General features: G+C 67.4%; 17 protein-coding genes. 8 read left to right on the forward strand and 9 right to left on the reverse strand.

Features of this window, described 5'->3' with window-relative positions; genetic code table 11:
- Nucleotides 1-104: 104 nt before the first annotated feature.
- The 6 genes from AC1RIF_RS24935 to AC1RIF_RS24960 all read left to right on the forward strand — a co-directional run bounded on the left by AC1RIF_RS24935 (nt 105) and on the right by AC1RIF_RS24960 (nt 5144).
- Complete coding sequence (locus AC1RIF_RS24935) at nt 105-680, forward strand: TerD family protein (RefSeq protein ID WP_492604061.1); 576 nt, start codon at nt 105-107, stop codon at nt 678-680.
- A gap of 186 nt (nt 681-866) precedes the next feature.
- Entirely contained in the window at nt 867-1445 is a 579-nt protein-coding gene (locus AC1RIF_RS24940) for a TerD family protein (RefSeq protein ID WP_492604062.1), read from the forward strand.
- Nucleotides 1446-1506: 61 nt separating this feature from the next.
- Nucleotides 1507-2625 carry a DUF475 domain-containing protein gene (locus AC1RIF_RS24945; protein ID WP_492604063.1) on the forward strand — a complete coding sequence of 373 codons (1119 nt, stop codon included), beginning with the start codon at nt 1507-1509 and terminating at the stop codon, nt 2623-2625.
- A 26-nt stretch (nt 2626-2651) separates the two neighbouring features.
- Entirely contained in the window at nt 2652-3332 is a 681-nt protein-coding gene (locus tag AC1RIF_RS24950) for a TerD family protein (RefSeq protein ID WP_492604064.1), read from the forward strand.
- Nucleotides 3333-3451: 119 nt separating this feature from the next.
- On the forward strand, nt 3452-4063 hold the full coding sequence (locus tag AC1RIF_RS24955) for a TerD family protein (RefSeq protein WP_492604065.1): 612 nt from the start codon (nt 3452-3454) through the stop codon (nt 4061-4063).
- 10 nt (nt 4064-4073) lie between these two features.
- Nucleotides 4074-5144, forward strand: coding sequence for a DUF4236 domain-containing protein (locus AC1RIF_RS24960; RefSeq protein WP_492604066.1), 1071 nt, complete (start codon nt 4074-4076; stop codon nt 5142-5144).
- Nucleotides 5145-5207: 63 nt separating this feature from the next.
- On the opposite strand, the gene AC1RIF_RS24965 is transcribed toward AC1RIF_RS24960, so the two are convergent.
- Nucleotides 5208-5366, reverse strand: a complete 159-nt coding sequence (locus AC1RIF_RS24965) for a hypothetical protein (RefSeq protein WP_492604067.1) — start codon at nt 5364-5366, stop codon at nt 5208-5210.
- 82 nt (nt 5367-5448) lie between these two features.
- Nucleotides 5449-5904, reverse strand: a complete 456-nt coding sequence (locus tag AC1RIF_RS24970) for a tellurite resistance TerB family protein (RefSeq protein WP_031938397.1) — start codon at nt 5902-5904, stop codon at nt 5449-5451.
- A gap of 166 nt (nt 5905-6070) precedes the next feature.
- Here AC1RIF_RS24970 and AC1RIF_RS24975 point away from each other — a divergent pair, with 166 nt between their 5' ends.
- Complete coding sequence (locus AC1RIF_RS24975; protein ID WP_492604068.1) at nt 6071-6607, forward strand: MarR family winged helix-turn-helix transcriptional regulator; 537 nt, start codon at nt 6071-6073, stop codon at nt 6605-6607.
- A gap of 63 nt (nt 6608-6670) precedes the next feature.
- Here the strand turns inward: AC1RIF_RS24975 and AC1RIF_RS24980 are convergent, their stop codons facing one another.
- Genes AC1RIF_RS24980 through AC1RIF_RS25005 form a run of 6 tightly spaced genes read right to left on the reverse strand, consistent with a single transcriptional unit; the run spans nt 6671 to nt 13284 of the window.
- Complete coding sequence (locus tag AC1RIF_RS24980) at nt 6671-7447, reverse strand: enoyl-CoA hydratase (RefSeq protein ID WP_492604069.1); 777 nt, start codon at nt 7445-7447, stop codon at nt 6671-6673.
- Complete coding sequence (mmsB, locus tag AC1RIF_RS24985) at nt 7444-8355, reverse strand: 3-hydroxyisobutyrate dehydrogenase (protein ID WP_492604070.1); 912 nt, start codon at nt 8353-8355, stop codon at nt 7444-7446. The genes AC1RIF_RS24980 and mmsB overlap by 4 nt, the downstream gene beginning before the upstream one ends.
- Nucleotides 8352-9428 (reverse strand): enoyl-CoA hydratase/isomerase family protein, encoded by a 1077-nt coding sequence (locus tag AC1RIF_RS24990; protein ID WP_492604071.1) that lies wholly within the window; start codon nt 9426-9428, stop codon nt 8352-8354. The genes mmsB and AC1RIF_RS24990 overlap by 4 nt, the downstream gene beginning before the upstream one ends.
- On the reverse strand, nt 9425-10573 hold the full coding sequence (locus tag AC1RIF_RS24995) for an acyl-CoA dehydrogenase family protein (RefSeq protein ID WP_492604072.1): 1149 nt from the start codon (nt 10571-10573) through the stop codon (nt 9425-9427). The genes AC1RIF_RS24990 and AC1RIF_RS24995 overlap by 4 nt, the downstream gene beginning before the upstream one ends.
- Before the next feature lie 52 nt (nt 10574-10625).
- Entirely contained in the window at nt 10626-11771 is a 1146-nt protein-coding gene (locus AC1RIF_RS25000) for an acyl-CoA dehydrogenase family protein (RefSeq protein ID WP_492604073.1), read from the reverse strand.
- 4 nt (nt 11772-11775) lie between these two features.
- Entirely contained in the window at nt 11776-13284 is a 1509-nt protein-coding gene (locus tag AC1RIF_RS25005; RefSeq protein ID WP_492604074.1) for a CoA-acylating methylmalonate-semialdehyde dehydrogenase, read from the reverse strand.
- Between the two features lie 216 nt (nt 13285-13500).
- On the opposite strand from AC1RIF_RS25005, the gene AC1RIF_RS25010 reads away from it, so the two are divergent.
- Nucleotides 13501-15177, forward strand: coding sequence for a sulfatase family protein (locus AC1RIF_RS25010; protein ID WP_492604075.1), 1677 nt, complete (start codon nt 13501-13503; stop codon nt 15175-15177).
- A 12-nt stretch (nt 15178-15189) separates the two neighbouring features.
- Here AC1RIF_RS25010 and AC1RIF_RS25015 read toward each other — a convergent pair whose 3' ends face one another.
- Entirely contained in the window at nt 15190-16113 is a 924-nt protein-coding gene (locus AC1RIF_RS25015; RefSeq protein ID WP_492604076.1) for an alpha/beta hydrolase, read from the reverse strand.
- Between the last annotated feature and the right edge of the window lie 109 nt (nt 16114-16222).

Here is a 16222-nt window from a genome sequence, read left to right on the forward strand (position 1 = left end):
TCAGGTCCACCGATTATGGTGTTGCTGCACGATCGCTGTAACACGACATATCGGGCACGTGGCCGAAGGTTGGTGCCTGGATCCCACACCGAAAGGACTCCTCGATGGGTGTCAGCTTGACCAAGGGCGGAAACGTCTCCCTCACGAAAGAGGCGCCGAACCTCACGGCGGTTGCAGTCGGTCTCGGCTGGGACGTGCGAAGCACCACCGGCACGGATTTCGACCTCGATGCCAGCGCGATCGCCGCGGGCGCCGACAAGAAGGTCGTCTCCGACCAGCACTTCATCTTCTTCAACAACCTGCGCTCGCCCGACGGCTCGATCGAGCACGCCGGCGACAACACCACGGGTGAGGGCGACGGCGACGACGAGGTCATCAACGTCGACCTCGCTGCCGTTCCGGCGAACATCGAGAGCATCTTCTTCCCGGTCTCGATCTACGATGCCGACACCCGCGCGCAGTCGTTCGGCCAGGTCCGCAACGCATACATCCGCGTCGTCGACCGCGCCAACGGCAACGAGCTGGCTCGCTACGACCTGTCCGAGGACGCCTCGACCGAGACCGCGATGGTCTTCGGCGAGCTGTACCGCCACGGCGCCGAGTGGAAGTTCCGCGCGGTCGGCCAGGGCTACGCCTCCGGCCTGGCCGGCATCGCCCGCGACTACGGCGTCAACGTCTAGTCGTTCCACCGCTTCACCTACGCGTTCGGCCGCGGGATCCTGAGTTCGGATCCCGCGGCCGCACGCGCCGGGAACCCGAACCTCCGACGCACCCCGCGACCGGACCCGTTGCGCTGGAACGCTTTCCGATCCCCGCGGGCGTCCGCATCATCATGCCCGAGATCCGCCGTCACAGAGGAACAGACCATGAGCGTCACGCTCGCCAAGGGGGGCAACGTCTCCCTCTCGAAGCAGACCGACAATCTCACCACGGTCGCTGTCGGCCTCGGCTGGGACGAACGGGCCTCCACCGGAGTCGCCTACGACCTCGACGCCTCGGCTCTGCTGACCGGCGCGACCGGCAAGGTCCTTTCCGACCAGCATTTCGTCTTCTACAACAATCTGCGATCGCCGGACGGTTCGGTCGAGCACACCGGAGACAACCTCACGGGCGACGGTGACGGCGACGACGAGGTCATCAACGTCGACCTCATCGCCCTGTCGGCGGACGTGACCAGCATCTTCTTCCCGGTGTCGATCCACGAGGCCGATGCGCGCGGGCAGTCCTTCGGCCAGGTCCGCAATGCCTACATCCGCGTCGTCGATCGGAACACCGGAATCGAACTCGCCCGCTACGACCTGTCCGAGGACGCCTCGACCGAGACCGCGATGGTCTTCGGCGAGGTCTACCGCCGCGGCGCGGAGTGGAAGTTCCGCGCGATCGGGCAGGGCTACGCCTCCGGCTTGGCCGGCATCGCCCGCGACTACGGCGTCAACCTCGGCTGACCGAGTTACCCAACTCTGACGCCGGCCGCCGCGGTCGGCGACCCTACAGAACGGCCGCACAATGGTTCTCCGCATTTTCGGCGTCTCCTTAGTCGTCACTGTGCTCTCTCTGATCGTGGCTGGGATCTACGGCGGCCCCGAGGCCGTCTTCCTGGTCGCGATCCTGTCGATCCTCGAAATCTCGCTGTCCTTCGACAACGCCGTGATCAACGCCACCGTCCTGCAGAGGATGAGTGAGTTCTGGCAGAAGATCTTCCTCACGATCGGCATCGTGATCGCGGTGTTCGGCATGCGCCTGGTCTTCCCGCTGGTCATCGTCTGGGTCGCATCCGGCCTGGGCCCGGTCGAGGCGATGCGACTGGCTCTCAATCCGCCCGCCGACGGTGCCTCGCACTTCCCGGACGGCAGCGCCAGCTACGAGACGATCCTCACCGATGCACATCCGCAGATCGCCGCGTTCGGTGGCATGTTCCTGCTGATGCTGTTCCTGAACTTCATCTTCGAATCGCGTGAGATCACCTGGCTCAGTTGGCTGGAGCGGCCGCTTGCCAAGATCGGCAAGCTCGATCAGCTCGAGGTCGTCGTCGCCGGCGCCCTGCTGCTGGCCACCGCGTTCCTGTTCACCGACGACGACAACCGCGGCACGGTCATGGTGGCCGGCGTGGCGGGTCTGATCCTCTACATCGTCGTCAACGGCCTCGGCGAGTTGTTCAACCTGCCCGAGGAGGGCGAGGAGTCCGAACCGTCGCGAGGTCCGTCCAAGCTGGCGAAGGCCACCGGTAAGGCCGGCTTCTTCCTGTTCCTCTACCTCGAGGTTCTCGACGCGTCGTTCTCGTTCGACGGTGTGATCGGCGCGTTCGCGATCACCTCGGATCCGATCATCATCGCCCTCGGCCTCGGCTTCGTCGGCGCGATGTTCGTCCGCTCGATCACGGTGTTCCTGGTGCGTAAGGGCACCCTGTCGGAGTACGTCTACCTCGAGCACGGTGCGCACTGGGCCATCGGCGCCCTCGCGGTGATCCTGCTCGTGTCCATCGGCGTACACGTCAACGAGCTGATCACCGGCCTCGTCGGAATCCTCCTCATCGGGGCCGCATTCATCTCCAGCGTCATCCGCAACCGCAAGGCGGGCAAGGACGGCGACGCTGCCGCCGAGCGCACTCCCGCCGCGGTCGGCTGACCCGACTCGAAACCAAGGAGCCAATGATGGCCATCGACTACACCCGTCGCCCCAGCACTCCCCCGGCCGGCGCCGCGCCGCAGGGCGGTGTGAACCTCAGCAAGATCAGCCTGACCAAGAGCGCACCGTCGGTCAGCCTCACGAAGGCCGGTGAGCGCCAGGGCAAGATGCGCGTGAACCTCAACTGGTCGCAGGGCGCCGAGCCCCAGAAGAAGGGCTTCTTCGCCAAGCTGACCGGAGGCGGCGGGGTCGACCTCGATCTGGGCTGCCTCTACGAGCTGACCGACGGATCCAAGGGGGTGATCCAGGCCCTGGGCAACAGCTTCGGCGCACTCGACACCGCACCGTTCATCCAGCTCGACGGCGACGACCGGAGCGGTGCCGTGTCCGGCGGCGAGAACATGCACGTCAATCTGGACCGGCCGGAGATGTTCCGGCGGGTGCTCATCTTCGCGATGATCTACCAGGGCGCCCCCAACTGGGCGGCCGTCGACGGCGTCGTCACGCTGTTCCCGACGGTGGGTCCGCAGGTCGAGGTCCGCCTCGACTCGGCCGACAACAATGCCCGCATCTGCGCGATCGCGATGCTGGAGAACAACGGCAACGGCATCACCGTCAATCGCCTGGTCCGCTACATCAACGGCAGCCAGTCCGACCTGGATGCCGCATACGGCTGGGGCATGCAGTGGCAGGCAGGGCGTAAGTAGCGCCCTCCGCCGAACGGGAGCGGCAGCGCACGTGGCGATTCCACGTGCGCTGCCGCTGTCGTATGCATGTGCGACCATTCGTCACCGAACCGGCACGTGACGCAGCGAGGGAGTTGAGCATGCAGCTGATCAAGGGACAGAACCTGACCCTCGGCACTTCTGACGTGACGATCACTTGTGCGTGGCCGTCACGCCCCGGCCTCGACGCGGATCTGTCCGCGCTGCTTCTCGCCGGCGGCGCAGTCCGCGACGACCTCGATTTCGTCTTCTACAACCAGGCGCTCTCGCGGGACGAGGCCGTCTGCCACGGCGGTAAGGAACTGCTCCCCGACCGGGTGATCGACCGCATCGACTGCCATCTCGCACAACTGGACCCGCAGATCGACACCGTCGCGGTCGCAATCAGTCTGGACGGCCCGACCGGTCATCGGCTCGCCGAACTCGGCGCCATCGACGCCGCTGTCCGCGCCCCCGGTGGAACGCCGATCGCGGAGTTCGTGGTCACCGCGTCGACGACGGAGACCGCTCTCGTCGCCCTCGAACTGTACCGACGCGACGGCGCCTGGAAGGTGCGGGCGGTCGGGCAAGGCTACGACGACGGTCTTGCCGGATTGGCCCGCGACTTCGGTGTCGACGTCGAGGATTCCGCACCCCACCACATTCCCTCGGCCGCAGGTCCCCCGACGGTCGACTGGACGAACCCCCCGGTACCCGCCGGCTACGAACTGTAGGAGTTCCGACATGGGTTTTCGCGTGCGCAAGAGCATCCAGATCGTGCCGGGTGTTCGGATGAACATCAGCCGCAGCGGAATCGGCTACTCCGTGGGCGGCAAAGGGATGCGCATAACCAAGCACGCGAACGGCCGGATCAGCCGTACCCTCTCGGTACCCGGGACGGGTTTGTCGCACCAGAGGACACTCCGGTCCGGTTCCGCGGCCGCCGCCGCCACACGCACCGCCCGCGCCACGGAGTCCGCCGCCCGGCATGTTCCGGCGACCGCTCCGGCACCGACGGCAGCGCCACCGCCGCGCCGCGCCGCACCAGGACTTCTCGCCTCGACATGGGAGAAGGACCTGTACGCGGTCCTCGAATCTCGCGATCCCGCCGACTTCGTGGCCGTCGCACGCAAACACGGCCGGGCCATGCCGACCGTTCGAGTTCTCGCGGCAGCCCTGGAGGGCTTGCTGCACTTCCAGTTCGGAGCGACCGATCCGGGCGCTCGGGAACGATCCCGAGCGCTCCTCGGATGGGTCGTCCCCCAGCACGCCGGGCTGTCCACGCATCCGTTCGTCACCAAGTACCTGGCTGAACGTGCATGGCCCATCGAGCTGGCACATGGTGTCACCGCCCACCTACGACTCTGCGACGACGTGGTTCTGCTCGCCGCAGCCGAACTCCATCAACGCGCCGGTGATCTACCCGCAGCGATCTGGACCGTCGAACATGCGAATCCGACGGCGCACTCCGCCCTGTCGCTCGTCGAGCTCTACAGCGATGCCGGGCGTGCCCAGGACGTGGTGGACATGACGAATGGCCTCGTGAACGAGGACGATGCGACTGCGTTGATCCTGGCCCTGCGCGGTCGGGCGTTCGCGCAACTCGGGTACAACGAGGCCGCCCGTGAGAACTTCCGGGAGGCGCTACGCATGCGCAGTCGTTCCCCGGAAGTTCGTCACCGCGCGCTCCTGGAACGGGCCCAGGTCGACCTCTCACAGAACCGCAACGCGTCGGCCCGCAAGAGCATCGAGAAGGTTCTGGCAGAAGACCCGGGCTATCCCGGCCTGGCCGAGGCGCTCGCCGCGCTGCCCTGATCCGTGGAGCCCGCGATCGTCGAACTCACTCTCCACGAGTGAGGACTCGCTCCCAGGCCGCCGCTAACGTCTCCCGTACCGACGGGAGGACAGCTCATGTTCGAGTTCGTACGGCAGGCTCACCACGACGTCCGGCAGCTGCGGGGGCCTCGACATCATCACCACCGCCACCTCGGCACGAGCCGACGACGGGCGCTGCTGCGTGCCCGGCTCGAGTACCACTGAGGCGTCCGCCGCGCTCCGCGCAGAGCAATGCCCTCGGCGTTCGCCTATCCGCGAACGCCGAGGGCACGAAGTCAGAGGATCAGAGGTCGAACTCGGCCGGATCGATGCCGACCGCGAAGCAGGCTTCCTTGACGGCCGCCTTCTCGTGCTGGTCGAAGTTGCCGTCGGCGCCGCCGATGATGATGCCGATCTGGATGACCGCGCGCGCCTGCTCCGGCTTGGACTTCAGCTTGCCGATGGTCGCGGTGGCCTCGACCTTGCCGAAGTCGAAGTCACCGGCCAGCTTGTCGCAGTACCAGTCGAACTTCTCCCGCAGCTCGGAGGAGTCGAACACCTGCAGCGACTGGTTGTTCATGATGAGCGCCGCGGTCTTCTGACGCTCGGCCGGGTCGATGCTGCCGTCGGCGGCCGCGATCAACGCGCACATCGCCATGGAACCGTTCGCGAATTCCTTGTTCTTGAACTGCGCGGTCTTCGTCTGAAGCTGTCCGCTCATTTCCTGAGTCTTGGCCTTGAGCTGATCCCAAAATCCCATGAGATTCCTCCTCGTTCACGCTCTGTATCCGCAGGACACGGTCCGGGCCAGCCTAGCGGAATCGGACAGACCGGATGCTGCCGCCGTCCACGCGCGGGGCACGTCCGAGCGTGTTTCGGGGAGGGACAACGGTGGATTCGCAGGCGCAGCATGGGATGATCGACCCATGCCGTCACCGTCACCACTGCCGCTGGATCCGATCGAGGAAGCGCACCGTCAGTGGACGCAGCACGGCTGGGGCGCAGTAGCCGACGGTATGGCGGCGGTGACGTCGCTGATGCGGGCGCAGCAGATCATGATGTCCCGCGTCGAGAGAGCTCTGAAACCGTTCGGGCTCACATTCTCCCGCTACGAACTGCTCACGCTGCTGACGTTCACTCGGTCCGGGGCACTGCCGATGGCGAAGGCCAGCGCCCGACTGCAGGTCCACCCGACGAGTGTCACCAACGCCGTCGACCGTCTCGAGGACGCCGGTCTGGTCCGGCGGGTCCCGCACCCGACGGACCGGCGTGCCACGCTGGTCGAGATCTCGGACGAGGGACGCGACCTGGCTCTGCGGGCCACCGAGGCGCTCAACGCGCAGGTGTTCGCCGACCCCGGTCTCGCACCCGACCAGCTCGATTCACTGATCCGGGTCCTCACCGAACTGCGCCATCAGGCAGGCGATTTCGACACCGGAGACCGTCCCGGCAAGTGGCACTGAGACCCCGGACGCACCTCGGCCCCGCATCGTCGAGCGATACGGGGCCGGGGTGCCGAGGAGTTGTCAGTGGTGCCCGAAGGTGGGGTCCCGCTTCTCGGTGAAGGCGGCCATGCCTTCCTTCTGATCCTGGGTTGCGAACGCCGAGTGGAACACTCGCCGCTCGAAGCGCACGCCCTCGGACAGTGTCGATTCGAATGCGCGGTTGACCGATTCCTTCACCATCATCGCGATCGGCAGCGACATGTCCGCGATCTTCGACGCGGTAGCGATCGCCTCGTCGAGCAGGTCGATGGCCGGGACGATTCGTGAGACGAGACCGGCACGCTCGGCCTCCTCGGCATCCATCGTCCGGCCGGTGAGGCACAGGTCCATCGCCTTGGCCTTGCCGATCGCGCGGGTGAGGCGCTGCGAGCCGCCGATACCGGGCAGCACGCCGAGCTTGATCTCGGGCTGGCCGAACTTGGCGGAATCCGCCGCGATCAGGACGTCGCACATCATCGCCAGCTCGCATCCGCCGCCGAGCGCGTACCCGGCGACCGCCGCGACGATCGGCTTGCGGGCGGCGGCGATCCGGTCCCATGCCGAGAACCAGTCGTCGAGGTACATGTCCATGAACGTTTTGGACTGCATCTCCTTGATGTCGGCGCCGGCCGCGAACGCCCGCTCCGACCCGGTGACGAGGATCGAGCCGATGCCCCGGTCCTTCTCGAAGTCGTCGACGGCCGCGACCATCTCCGACATCAGCTGCGCGTTCAGCGCGTTGAGTGCCTCCGGACGGTTGAGCGTGATCATGCCGACGCGGCCGGTGCGCCCGACCTGAATCGTCTGGTAATCCGTCATCGAGTTTCTCCGTTCGACCTGTCCCTGATGTCCCTGATGATTGCCGAGAAGTCCTCGCCGCCGTGCCCGGTCTCGTGGAATCGGCTGTACAGTTCGGCGGCCCGCATGCCGAGTTCGGCATCGACACCGTTGGCGCGCAACGCATTCGCAGCGAGACCGAGATCCTTGTCCATGAGAGCGGCCGCGAACCCGGGCTGGTAGTCGTTGTTCGCCGGGCTCGTCGGCACCGGTCCGGGGACCGGGCAGTTGGTGGTGAGCGCCCAGCACTGCCCCGACGCGTTGGATGCGACGTCGAACAGCGCCTGGTTGCTCAGGCCCAGCTTCTCGCCCAGCACGAACGCCTCGCTGATCGCGATCATCGAGACGCCGAGGATCATGTTGTTGCAGATCTTCGCTGCCTGACCGACGCCCGGACCGCCGCAGTGGACCACCTTGCGGCCCATCACCTCGAGCAGCGGCCGCGCCGCCTCGAAGTCCTCGTCGTCCCCGCCGACCATGAACGCGAGCGTGCCGGCGGCGGCACCCATGACGCCACCGGACACGGGTGCGTCGAGGCCCCGATGGCCGGCCTGCTCGGCCATCTCGTGGGCGGTGCGGGCGTCGGCGACGTCGATCGTGGAGCAGTCGACGAACAGGGTGCCCGGGCGGGCGGCAGCCAGCAGTCCGCCCTCGTAGAGCCCGTGCACGTGCTTGCCGCTGGGCAGCATCGTGATCACGACGTCGGCGTCGGTGGCCGCGGCGGCCGCCGAGTCCACGACGGTGATGCCGTCGCGTGCGGCCTGTTCGAGTGCCGCGGGCACCAGGTCGAAACCGTTGACCCGGTAGCCGGCCTTCGCGAGGTTCGCCGCCATCGGGCCGCCCATGTGGCCCAGCCCGACGAATCCGACCGTGATGTCCGTGTTGCTCATCGCTTGTCCTCCCCACTCGTCAGTGCATCGGCGAGGCCCAGTTCGGCCGCGCCGAGCGTCTCGAAGAATCGATCCACGTGTTCGTCGGTGACCGCCTCGAGGGTCGACGGCGACCATGCGGGGTTACGGTCCTTCTCTACCACCTGCGCACGGATTCCCTCCACCAGATCGTGGGATCCGAGGCACGCCGACGACACCCGGTACTCCTGATCGAGCACCGCCTCCAGGCTGTGCAGCTCTCGCGCCTGCCGCAGTGCCCGCAACGTCACCTTCGCCGCGGTCGGCGACTTCGCGAGGATCTGATCGGCCGCCGCCCCCGCCTCGGGGACGCCGGTCGCCCGCAGGTTCGCCACGATCTCCTCGACGGTGTCGGCCGCGTACGCGGTGTCGATCCAGGCCTGCTGCGCCGCCAGTTCCGATACCGGGGCGGGCGCCACGAACTGCGCAAGTGCATCCTCGACGGTGCCGTCGATCAGCGCACGCTCGAACTCGTCGAGCCGTGCCGACGACACGAAGTGGTCGGCGAAGCCGCAGTGGATCGCGTCGCCCGCCGTCAGACGAGCCGTGGTGAGCGCGATGTGCGTGCCGAGTTCACCGGGCGCCCGCGACAGCAGATACGTGCCGCCGACGTCGGGCACGAAACCGATGCCCACCTCCGGCATTCCGATCATCGAGCGTTCGGTCACGATCCGGACGTTGCCGTGCGCCGAGACCCCGACACCACCACCCATCACGATGCCGTCCATGATCGCGACGTACGGCTTCCCGTACCGGGCGATCGCCGCGTTGAGCACGTACTCGTCCCGCCAGAAGTCCCGCGAGCCGTCACCGCCCTCGCGGGCGTCGTGGTAGATCGAGACGATGTCGCCGCCCGCGCACAGGCCGCGCTCGCCGGCGCCCCTCAGCAGCACCGCACGGACCGCGTCGTCGTCCGACCACTCGAGCAGCGCCGACGCCATCTGTCGCACCATCGCATGGTTCAGCGCGTTGATCGCCTTCGGTCGGTTGAGGGTGATCCTGCCGAGAGCGCCGAGGCGTTCGACCAGGACGTCAGGTTCGTTCGCTTCGCTCACGCCGCGCCCGCCGATCCGACAACCGCGCGGGCCACGACGACCCGCATGATCTCGTTGGTCCCCTCGAGGATCTGGTGCACCCGCAGGTCACGCACGATCTTCTCCAATCCGTATTCCGCCAGATAGCCGTACCCGCCGTGCAGTTGCAGGGCCTCGTTCGCGACCGTGAACCCGGTGTCGGTGGCGAACCGCTTGGCCATCGCGCACAACTCCACCTTGTCCGCGGTGTCCGCATCGAGCGCGTCCGCGGCCCGCCACAGCAGGGTGCGCGCGGCCTCGAGTTCGATCCGCATGTCCGCGAGCCGGAACTGCAGGGCCTGCGATTCGACGAGCGCCGACCCGAACGCCTTCCGTTCCGTCAGGTACGCGACGGCCTTGCCGAGCGCGGCCTGGGCGCCACCCACCGAGCAGGCGGCGATGTTGAGTCGTCCGCCGTTGAGGCCCTTCATCGCGATGCGGAAGCCCTCGCCCTCGCCGCCGAGCAGGTTCGCCGCGGGCACCCGCACCTCGTCGAGGATCACCTGGCGGGTGGGTTGGGCGTTCCAGCCCATCTTCTTCTCGTTGGCGCCGAACGACAGTCCGGGTGCGTCCTTCGGCACGATGAACGCGGAGATGCCGCGGGCCCCGGCCGCACCGGTGCGGGCCATGACGACGTAGACGTCGGAAGTCCCGGCACCGGAGATGAACTGCTTGACGCCGGTGAGCACGAAGTCGTCGCCGTCGCGCACGGCCTTGGTGGACAGGGCCGCCGCATCGGATCCGGCACCGGGCTCGGTGAGGCAGTAGCTGCCCAGCTGGTCCATCGACGCCAGTGCCGGCACCCAGCGGCGCCGCTGCTCGTCGTCGCCGAACTCGTCGATCATCCACGTGACCATGTTGTGGATCGAGATGTACGCCGCGATCGACGGGCAGCCCGTCGCGAGCTGTTCGAAGATCCGGACGCCGTCGAGCCGGGTCAGGCCGGATCCGCCGACGTCCTCGCGGATGTAGATGCCGCCCATGCCGAGCGCCCCGGCCTTGCGCAGCACGTCGACCGGGAAGTGCTTGTTCTGGTCCCACTCGATCGCATGGGGCGCCAGGTATTCCGCGGCGAAGTCGCGCGCGGTGTCGCTGATCGCGCGCTCGTCGTCGGAAAGTCTGAACATGGCCTTCGCTCCTAGTTCGTCGTCATCGTCGATGACGTGGTGGCCGCGGTCGTCAGAGAGATTTCGCAATGATCCCCTTCATGACCTCGTTGGCACCGGCGTAGATCTTCTGCACCCGGGCGTCCTCGTACATGCGGGCGACGAGGTACTCGCGCATGTACCCGTAGCCGCCATGCAGTTGCACGCAGCGGTCGACGACCTCGCACTGTTTGTCGGTGAGCCAGTACTTCGCCATGGCCGCCTCCGCCGCGTCGAGCTCGCCGCGCAGGTGCTCCTGGATGCAGTGATCGAGGAACACCTCGCACGTTCGCGCGATCGTCTGGCACTCGGCGAGCTCGAACGCGGTGTTCTGGAACTCGAAGAGGCTGTGGCCGAACGCCTGCCGGGACTTGACGTACGCGACGGTCTCCTCCACGGCCCGGTTCATCGCCCCCGACGCCTGGGCCGCGATGATCAAGCGTTCCTGGACCAGTTGCGCGACGAGCTGGCCGAATCCCTGGCCCTCCTCGCCCAGCAGGTTCGACACGGGAACCTTGACATCGACGAACGACAGCTCGGAGGTGTCCGCGGCGTGCTGCCCCACCTTGTCGAGCACCCGCCCCAGCGTGAATCCGGGGCAGTCCCGCAGATCGACGATCAGCAGCGACACGCCCCTGGCACCGGCCTTGGGATCGGTCTTGACCGCCAGCACGATCATGTCGGCGGAAGACCCGTTGGTGATGAACGTCTTGGAGCCGTTGACGACGTAGTGGTCGCCGTCCCTCACGGCCGACGTCCGGATGGCCTTGAGGTCGGATCCCGCGCCCGGTTCGGTCATCCCGATGGCGCCGAGGATCTCCCCGGACGCCATGCCGGGAAGCCACGTCCGCTTCTGCTCCTCGGTGCCGTACTCGTTGATGTAGTGCGCGACGATTCCGCTGTGCACGGAAACCCCGAACGCGAGGTCACCCGCATAGCCCTGCGCCTCGAACACCGCGAGATCGTGCGCGAACGTACCTCCGCCGCCACCGTATTCCTCGGGAATCGAGCAACAGAGCAGTCCGAGCTTGCCGGCCGTGTGCCACACGTCACGATCGATGCGGCGCTGCGCCTCCCACTTCTCGTTGTGGGCGACGACCTCGCGTTCGAAGAATCCGGCCGCGAGTTCGGAGAGCGCCCTGACCTCGTCGTCGTGCCAGCTCGGCACGTACTTCTTCACCGCGTCAGTCCATCGTGGGGATGACGAAGTGGTTCGACGCTTCTTCCTTCTTGCCCGACGGCCAGCGCTGCGTCACCGTCTTGGTCTTGGTGTAGAAGCGAATCGAGTCCGGGCCGTGCTGGTTGAGGTCGCCGAATCCGGAACGCTTCCAGCCACCGAACGTGTGGTAGGCGATCGGGACCGGGATCGGGACGTTGACGCCGACCATGCCGACCTCGACGCGGGCGCAGAAGTCGCGGGCGGTGTCGCCGTCGCGGGTGAAGATGGCGACGCCGTTGCCGTACTCGTGCTCGGACGGCAGGCGCAGGGCCTCCTCGTAGTCGTGCGCGCGCACCACCTGCAGGACGGGTCCGAAGATCTCCTCCTGGTAGATCCGCATCTCCGGGGTGACACGGTCGAACAGCGTTGCGCCGGCGAAGAACCCGTCCTCGTGACCGTCGAGGGTGAACCCACGGCCGTCGACCACCAGCTCGGCGCCCTCGTCGACACCGATCTGCACGTAGTCGTTCACCCGGGCGAGAGCGTCGGCTCCGACGAGCGGCCCGAAGTCGGCGGCGTCGTCGTCGGACCGGCCGATCCGCAGCTTGCCGACCCGCTCGGTGAGCTTCGCGACGAGCGCATCGGCGGTCTCCTCACCGACCGGCACCGCGACGGAGATCGCCATGCAGCGCTCGCCCGCGGAACCGTAACCGGCCCCGACGAGGGCGTCGGCGACCTGATCGAGGTCGGCGTCGGGCATCACGATCGCATGGTTCTTCGCACCACCGAAGCACTGCGCGCGCTTGCCGTGCGCGGCGGCGGTCTCGTAGATGTACTGCGCGATCGGGGTGGAGCCGACGAAGCCGAGGGCCTTGACCCGCGGATCGGTGAGCAGCACGTCCACCGCACTCTTGTCGCCGTTGACGACGTTGAACACCCCCGGCGGGAGCCCCGCCTCGAGGAACAGCTCGGCCAGGCGCAGCGGCACCGACGGGTCCCGCTCGGACGGCTTGAGGATGAACGCGTTGCCGCACGCGAGGGCGGGCGCGGCCTTCCACAGCGGGATCATCGCGGGGAAGTTGAACGGCGTGATGCCGGCGACCACGCCGAGGGGCTGACGCATCGAGAACACGTCGATGCCGTTTCCGGCGGACTCGGTGTACTCGCCCTTGAGCAGGTGCGGGATCCCGGTCGCGAACTCGACCACCTCGAGGCCGCGTTGGATGTCACCCTTCGCGTCGGCGAAGGTCTTGCCGTGCTCGGACGACAGCAGCCGGGCGAGCGGATCCATCTCTTCCTGGATCAGCTGCAGGAACCGCATCAGCACCCGCGCGCGCTTCTGCGGATTCCACGCCGCCCACTCCCGCTGCGCGTCGACGGCATTCGCGATCACAGCCTCGGTCTCGGCCTGGTCGGCGAGCGGCACACGCGCCTGCACCTGCCCCGTATTGGGGTCGAAGACGTCGGCGAATCGACCCGACGCCCCGGGAATGCGCTTGCCGCCGATGAAATGAGAGAGCTCTCGAACGCTCATTGTCCGAACCCGTCCTTTGCTGGTCGCTGCAGGGAGAGGAAGGAGACATGCGTCACCTCCAACATTCATCGCCAATCCTATAGTTGGAAGTCCATGTAAGTCCAGGGTTTGATCCCGACAATTGCCCGAACCGCAGCTCAGGGGCAAGAACGTGGGTGAGAATGACGATCCGTACGCCTGTCTCGAGCCGTTGCCCTGCAGGATGGAGATCACCCGATGGACTCCCCGAGCGCACCGCTGTTCGACGCGATCGATCACCCACTGAGCCGGCGCGCCCTCATGGGCGGTGCCGGCGCGCTGCTTCTCGCAGGGATGGCCGGGACGGCCCCGCGGGCGGCCGCGTCCCCGCAACCGGCCCGCGCCCAGCAGCCCGGCAGCGTGCCGCGTCGACCCAACATCGTCGTCGTGATCACCGACCAGGAACGCAGGCCGATGTTCTGGCCCGACGGCTGGGCCGACGCGAACCTGCCCAACCGTGAACGGCTGGCCGACACGGGCTTGTCGTTCGACAACTCGTTCTGCAACGCGGCGATGTGCTCGCCGAGTCGTAGCACGTTCTTCACCGGCCTCTACCCGGCTCAGCACGGCGTCACCGCGACGCTCACCGAGGGCGGGACGGTCTCCCCCACCGAGCCGACCCTGCCGTTGGACGTCCAGAACATGGCCAAGCTGCTGGAATCGGCCGGCTACAACGTCCATTACCGCGGTAAATGGCACATGAGCAAGGGCGCCGACGGTGGCGATCCGTCCAGCGCCGATCTCGCCGCCTACGGCTTCCGCGGCTGGATACCTCCCGAGGGCGGCCAGGACACCAACCCTGACCACTTCGGTGGCGGATGCGCCGATCTCGACAGCAGGTACGCGGCCGAAGCCGTGGACTTCCTGCACGGACTCGACCCCGGCGACGACACCCCGTTCGCGCTCATCGTCTCGTTCGTCAACCCGCACGACGTGCTGGCGTATCCGCAGACGTGGGACGCGATCAACGGGACGTGCGACAACTACGGTTCCGACGCCCCCGGCATCTTCCAGCAGGGCATCGGGCTGCCGGCGACGTACGACGAGAAACTCGCCCTGAACTTCAAACCCACCGCACAGGTGCAGTCCGAACTGCTGCTGGCCGCCGGACTCGGACCACTCGTCGGCCCCGACGCCGCGTCGAACTACGCCAACTTCTACGCCTACATGCACAAGGTGGTGGACGAGCACATCGGTGCCGTTCTCGACGCGCTCGAATCCCAGCCCGGCAGAAGGGATTCGACGGTGGTGATCCGGATGTCGGACCACGGCGAGATGGGACTCTCGCACGGCGGGTTGCGACAGAAGGTGTTCAACGCCTACGAGGAGACACTCCGCGTGCCGATGGTCATCAGCAACCCGGTCATGTTCCCGCAACCGGTCCGGACCGGCGCCCTCGCCACGCTGATCGACGTGATGCCGACACTCGCGACACTGGCCGACGTCCCCGATCGCTCGGCGTGGGACTTCAAGGGCGTCGATCTGATGCCCGTCGTCACCGACGCGGCCGCCCATCCGCAGTCGCCGAGCGCCGAGGTGCAGGACGTCGTCCACTTCACCTACGACGATCAGAACTGCGCCACCCCCGACGGACAGAGCATCGTCACCCAGCCCAACCACATGCGCACCATCCGGGACCGACGCTGGAAGTACTCGGCCTACTTCGATCCAGCCGGCGTCGTGGCGCCACAGTTCGAGATGTACGACCTCGACACCGACCCGCTCGAACTGCACAACCGCGCAGATCCGCTGAACATCAGGTGGTTCGATCCGACCCAGGCGATGACCATGCACGCCAAGCTGTTCGAGGTCATGGAGCGGTGCGGCACCACACCGGCGCGGGGTCTGACGCCGGTGCCGCTCGGAGCATCGTGAACTCGTCCGCCGTCAGGCGCCGATCACATCCCGGGTCATCGCCCAGATGTCCTCGCGGGCCGGTGCGGTGAACGAGAGCGCGGGAATGGTCAGGAATCCGTGGAACAGGCCGTCGAAGCGGCGGTGCAGAACCCGCACCCCGTCCGCGGCGAGCCTCGCTGCGTACGCGTCGCCGGCCGCACACGGCGGGTCCAGTTCCGCGGTCACGACCACCGCGGGCGGGAGTCCCGCCAGGTTGTCCGCCCGCGTCGGCACGAGCCGGACGTCGTCGGTTCCGTTCGGGGCGTACTGCTCCCAGTACCACTTCATCGCCGACGTGGTGTTGTAGTGCCCGACGCCGTACAGGCGATAGGACTCCGTCTCGAAATCGTCGTCGATCACCGGGTACAGGAGCACCTGCGCCGCGACGGCCGGGCCGCCGCGGTCCCGCGCCGCCATGGCCGCCGTCGACGCGAGGTTTCCGCCGGCGCTGTCACCGGCCAACACGATCCGGTTCGCGTCGCCGTCGAACTCGGCCGCATTCTTCGACGCCCATTCCAGGGCCGCATACATGTCGTCGTGGGCTGCCGGCGCCGCATGCTCCGGGGCCAGGCGATAGTCGACCGACACCACCACGGCACCCACGCCCTGCGCCATCGAACGGCAGAACTCGTCGTGGCTGTCGAGGTCGCAGAAGACGAAGCCGCCGCCGTGCGCGAACACGACCACCGGCAGACCCACACCCTCGTGGTGCGGGACGTAGACGCGCAGCGCCAGATCGCCACCCGGTCCGTCGATCGTGCGCTCGTGCACCGCACTCATGTCGGGCAGTCGCTGCAGCGGAGCCCGGCGCGCGCGGATCACGCCGCGCAATTCGGCCGGCGGCACCGCGGTGACGTCGGGGAACCCGGCGTCGAGCGCCGCCAGCATCGAAGCAACTTCGGGATGGATTGTCACAGCGAATCTCCTCGACTCGGTCGCGAGCAGGCAACGGAACCCGAGAAATGGCTCGAGCATCCTCGACGCTAGGTCAGCGAGTCACAGCGAGAAATCGGTGCTCCCGCCC

The organism is Prescottella sp. GW823-FHT02E09 (assembly GCF_058797375.1).